General features: G+C 63.4%; 6 protein-coding genes and 1 pseudogene. 2 read left to right on the top strand and 5 right to left on the bottom strand.

Annotation, left to right across the window (positions count from 1 at the left end):
- The coding region (locus B2V21_RS11200; protein WP_286916884.1) for a diaminopimelate decarboxylase family protein at positions 1 to 610 on the bottom strand (610 nt) is incomplete at its 3' end.
- Between the two features lie 9 nt (positions 611 to 619).
- Positions 620 to 769 carry an LPS translocon maturation chaperone LptM gene (gene lptM, locus B2V21_RS11195; protein WP_043192229.1) on the bottom strand — a complete coding sequence of 50 codons (150 nt, stop codon included), beginning with the start codon at positions 767 to 769 and terminating at the stop codon, positions 620 to 622.
- A gap of 184 nt (positions 770 to 953) precedes the next feature.
- Between lptM and cyaY the strand changes: the two genes are divergently transcribed.
- Together cyaY and B2V21_RS11185 are read left to right on the top strand one after the other, a co-directional pair.
- Positions 954 to 1,280: an iron donor protein CyaY gene (gene cyaY / locus B2V21_RS11190; protein WP_049860323.1), complete on the top strand. Its 327-nt coding sequence runs from the start codon at positions 954 to 956 to the stop codon at positions 1,278 to 1,280.
- Positions 1,280 to 1,522, top strand: coding sequence for a DUF1289 domain-containing protein (locus B2V21_RS11185; protein WP_049860322.1), 243 nt, complete (start codon positions 1,280 to 1,282; stop codon positions 1,520 to 1,522). The genes cyaY and B2V21_RS11185 overlap by 1 nt, the downstream gene beginning before the upstream one ends.
- A gap of 12 nt (positions 1,523 to 1,534) precedes the next feature.
- Here the strand turns inward: B2V21_RS11185 and B2V21_RS11180 are convergent, their stop codons facing one another.
- From B2V21_RS11180 to argH, 3 genes and pseudogenes are all read right to left on the bottom strand, one after another.
- Positions 1,535 to 1,783, bottom strand: a complete 249-nt coding sequence (locus B2V21_RS11180; protein ID WP_282348918.1) for a TIGR02647 family protein — start codon at positions 1,781 to 1,783, stop codon at positions 1,535 to 1,537.
- A 126-nt stretch (positions 1,784 to 1,909) separates the two neighbouring features.
- The gene (locus tag B2V21_RS11175) at positions 1,910 to 2,188 is read right to left on the bottom strand and encodes a hypothetical protein (RefSeq protein WP_049860320.1); all 279 of its coding nucleotides are present in this window, start codon (positions 2,186 to 2,188) and stop codon (positions 1,910 to 1,912) included.
- Positions 2,189 to 2,324: 136 nt separating this feature from the next.
- Positions 2,325 to 3,703, bottom strand: a pseudogene (gene argH, locus B2V21_RS11170) (argininosuccinate lyase).
- Between the last annotated feature and the right edge of the window lie 166 nt (positions 3,704 to 3,869).

Here is a 3,869-nt window from a genome sequence, read left to right as displayed (position 1 = left end):
GCTGCGAGCCGATGTGGCAGTCCACGCCCACCACGTCGAGGTTGGGCAGTTGCGCGGCACGCACATAGACGTCTTCGGCAGCCGCGATGTCGATGCCGAACTTGTTCTCTTTCAGACCGGTGGAAATGTACGGATGGGTGCCCGCGTCGACATCCGGATTGACCCGCAGCGACACTGGAGCCCGCACGCCCAGCTCGGCGGCCACTTCCTGCAGGCGCTCCAGTTCGTCAGTGGATTCGACGTTGAAGCAATGCACGCCCACTTCCAGGGCGCGGCGCATGTCGGCGCGGGTCTTGCCGACGCCGGAAAACACCGCGCGATCGGCGCGCCCGCCAGCGGCCAGCACGCGCTCCAGTTCGCCGCCCGAAACGATGTCGAAACCGGCGCCCAGACGCGCCAGGACATTGAGCACGGCCAGGTTGGAGTTGGCCTTCACGGCGAAGCAGACCAGCGAGGAGGTGCCCTGCAGGGCATCGGCGTAGGCGTTGTACTGCGCCTCGATGTGGGCGCGCGAGTAGACGTACGTCGGCGTGCCGAAGCGCTGGGCCACGGCAGACAGCGCTACGCCTTCGGCGAACAGTTCACCGTCGCGGCGTTGAAAAGCGTCCATGGTGTTCCCTTAGTAATGCTTGTGCGGTTGCGACGACTTGGCTTGGTCTTCGGGGGATTTGCTGTCATCGGGCAAGTACAGCGGGCCCTTTTGACCGCAGGCGGACACCAGGCAGGCAACGGCGACGAGCGCGGCCAGGGAAGAGATCAGGCGCTTCATGGCGAAATCCTTTGTATAAGCAGTAATTGCGCCCGAGTATACCCAGCGCCCGGCATGGTGGCTATGCAGGTGGCCTGCCAGCAGTGCCATCGATCCAGACGGGTGCATTATGCTTTGCATAAACCGCTGGCTGCTCGTATCTTGCCGCCCGTAGCGCGCACAGACACTTTCCGAGGTTCCTGCAATGAGTTTGACCGAAGCCCGTTTCCACGACCTGGTCGATGCCACCCAGCAGGCGCTGGAGGAGTTGCTCGAAGACCACGCCGACGACATCGAGATTTCCGCCGGCATGATGACCATCAAGTTCGACAACGGCAGCCAGCTGATCATCAGCCGCCAGGAGCCCCTGCGCCAGCTGTGGCTGGCCGCACGCTCCGGTGGCTATCACTTCGACTACGACGAAGAGTCGGGCCAGTGGAGCTGCGAGAAATCCGAGGAGCTGCTGGGCGAAGTATTGGCCCGGGCCGTCAAGGAGCAAGCCGGCGTCGAGCTGGACTTCGAAGAGATCTGATGATTGTGAGCCAGCCTGCACGCGCGCCCAAGCCTCTCTACAGCAATGTCAGCCCCTCGGTACAGTCACCCTGCGTGAGCTTGTGCCGACTGGACGAAGAGCGGGTCTGTCAGGGGTGTTTCCGCCACGTCGAGGACATCAGGGCCTGGCGCTCGGCCGATGACGACACTCGGCGCGAAATCATCGCGGCTGCCGAGCAGCGCCGGTTGCAGGCGCTGGCGGCGCCTGCGGACGATCGATAAAGCCTCTGCCGCTCAGGCAGGTTCGGCCACCGTCAGGATGGTCAGCAACGACTGCGCGTGCTCGGCCGCTTCATGGCCCAGGCTGGTCAGGTAGCCGCCGTCAGGCTTGGTGATCAGTTCCTTGTCATGCAGGCGACTGGCGGCTGCGATGGCCGCGGGCGACGCGGTGTGGTGGATTTTCAGACCTTCCATGGTGTTGCCGAGGTTGAACAGGGCAAGGATTTCCAGCTCGGCAACCAGTTCCGGGGTGTAGGACGACATAGGCGCTCCCGACTTTCTTATGGAATGAACGACAGCGCCGAATGGCGCTGTGCGCTGTACCCCTGATGCGGTGGCAGCGGGGTTTTTCCAGTGTAGTCAGCCCTGGGCGAACGCGCCTGTGCGGCGTCAGACTTTTTCCGGTGGCAGCTCGGGCAGGGCGCGCAGGGCGGCCTCGTACCAGGCGGTGTCGAAGGGCCGGTCCTGCTCCAGGATGGCGTCGATCTCGATCGCCAACACATGAGCCATCATGTTGAGGATGTCCTCGCGCTCGTAACCGACCAGCGTCAGCTTGTTGAACGTGGCCTTGGCAGCCGGCGGGTTGTCGCTTTCGATCTGGTTCTCGATGGCCTGGGTGAGGGTGGCCTCGGCGAACGCTTCGTCTTCGTCTATCAGGTTGTCGCTCATGGCATGTTCTCGATGGGGTCAATGTCGGATTCTGTGGGGCGCCCTTCGCGGGCAGAGACCCGCTCCCACAGGATGTTCAACACCTACTGTGGGAGCGGGTCTCTGCCCGCGAAGAGGCCGGACCTGCCAGGCGCACTTAGCGAGCCGCCAGCAATTCCCGGCCACGAGCGACGGCTGCACGTACCTGAGCCGGCGCGGTGCCGCCGATGTGATCGCGGGCGTTGACCGAGCCTTCCAAGGTCAATACCTCGAACACATCCGCTTCGATCTGATCGCTGAACTGGCGCAACTCTTCCAGGCTCATTTCCGCCAGGTCCTTGCCGGTGTCCACACCATGCTTCACCGCATGCCCGACGATCTCGTGGCAATCGCGGAACGGCAGGCCACGGCGCACCAGGTAATCGGCCAGATCGGTGGCCGTGGAGAAGCCACGCAGCGCGGCTTCGCGCATCATGGCGTGCTTGGGCTTGATTGCCGGGATCATGTCGGCAAAGGCCCGCAGTGAGTCGCGCAGAGTATCGGCGGCGTCGAACAAGGGTTCCTTGTCTTCCTGATTGTCCTTGTTGTAGGCCAACGGCTGACCCTTCATCAAAGTCAGCAGGCCCATCAACGAACCGAACACCCGGCCACTCTTGCCACGCACCAGTTCCGGCACATCGGGGTTCTTCTTCTGCGGCATGATCGAGCTGCCGGTGCAGAAACGGTCGGGCAGGTCGATGAACTGGAACTGCGCGCTGGTCCACAGCACCAGCTCTTCGGAGAACCGCGACAGGTGCATCATCGCGATGCTGGCCGCAGCGCAGAATTCGATGGCGAAATCACGGTCCGACACGCCGTCCAGCGAGTTGCCACCGACCGCTTCGAAGCCCAGCAGCTGACAGGTCAGCTCGCGGTCGATGGGGTAGGTGGTGCCGGCCAGCGCAGCGCTGCCCAGAGGCATGCGGTTGGTGCGCTTGCGGCAATCGACCAGGCGTTCATGGTCGCGGCTGAGCATTTCGAACCAGGCCAGCAGGTGATGCCCGAAGGTCACCGGCTGGGCCGTCTGCAGGTGGGTGAAGCCTGGCATGATGGTGTCGGCTTCGCGCTCGGCCTGCTCCAGCAGGCCTTGCTGCAGGCGGGTAATTTCTTTCAGGATCAGGTCGATTTCGTCACGCAGCCACAGGCGAATGTCGGTGGCGACCTGGTCGTTGCGGCTGCGCCCGGTGTGCAGTTTCTTGCCGGTCACGCCGATGCGATCGGTCAGGCGCGCCTCGATGTTCATGTGCACGTCTTCGAGGTCCACGCGCCAGTCGAACTGGCCAGCCTCGATTTCCTGCTCGATGGTGCGCAGGCCGTCGACGATGGTGTCGCGCTCCGCGTCAGTGAGCACGCCGACCTTGGCCAGCATGGTGGCGTGGGCGATCGAGCCCATGATGTCATGGCGGTAGAGGCGCTGGTCGAAGTCGACCGATGCGGTGAAGCGGGCGACGAAGGCGTCGACGGNNCCCAGGACTGGTTGGTCTTGTCAGTGCTCATGAATAGGCTCGTGCAAGGCGTGAACGGGAAATTGCCGCGATAATAACAAATGCGGCCTGGGTCTGTTGGCGGCATAGTGCAGATGTCTATTGTCTACATTCACCCCTTCGCAGGCAGCCCTCGCTCCCACAAGTGATCACGTTGACCTGTGGGAGCGGGGCGGGCG

The sequence above is a fragment of the Pseudomonas sp. UBA6276 genome, assembly GCF_002438365.1.
GTDB classification, from domain to species: Bacteria; Pseudomonadota; Gammaproteobacteria; order Pseudomonadales; family Pseudomonadaceae; genus Aquipseudomonas; species Aquipseudomonas coleopterorum.
The sequence above is the reverse complement of the archived record's forward strand: the minus strand, read 5'-3'. Positions and strand labels throughout refer to the sequence as shown.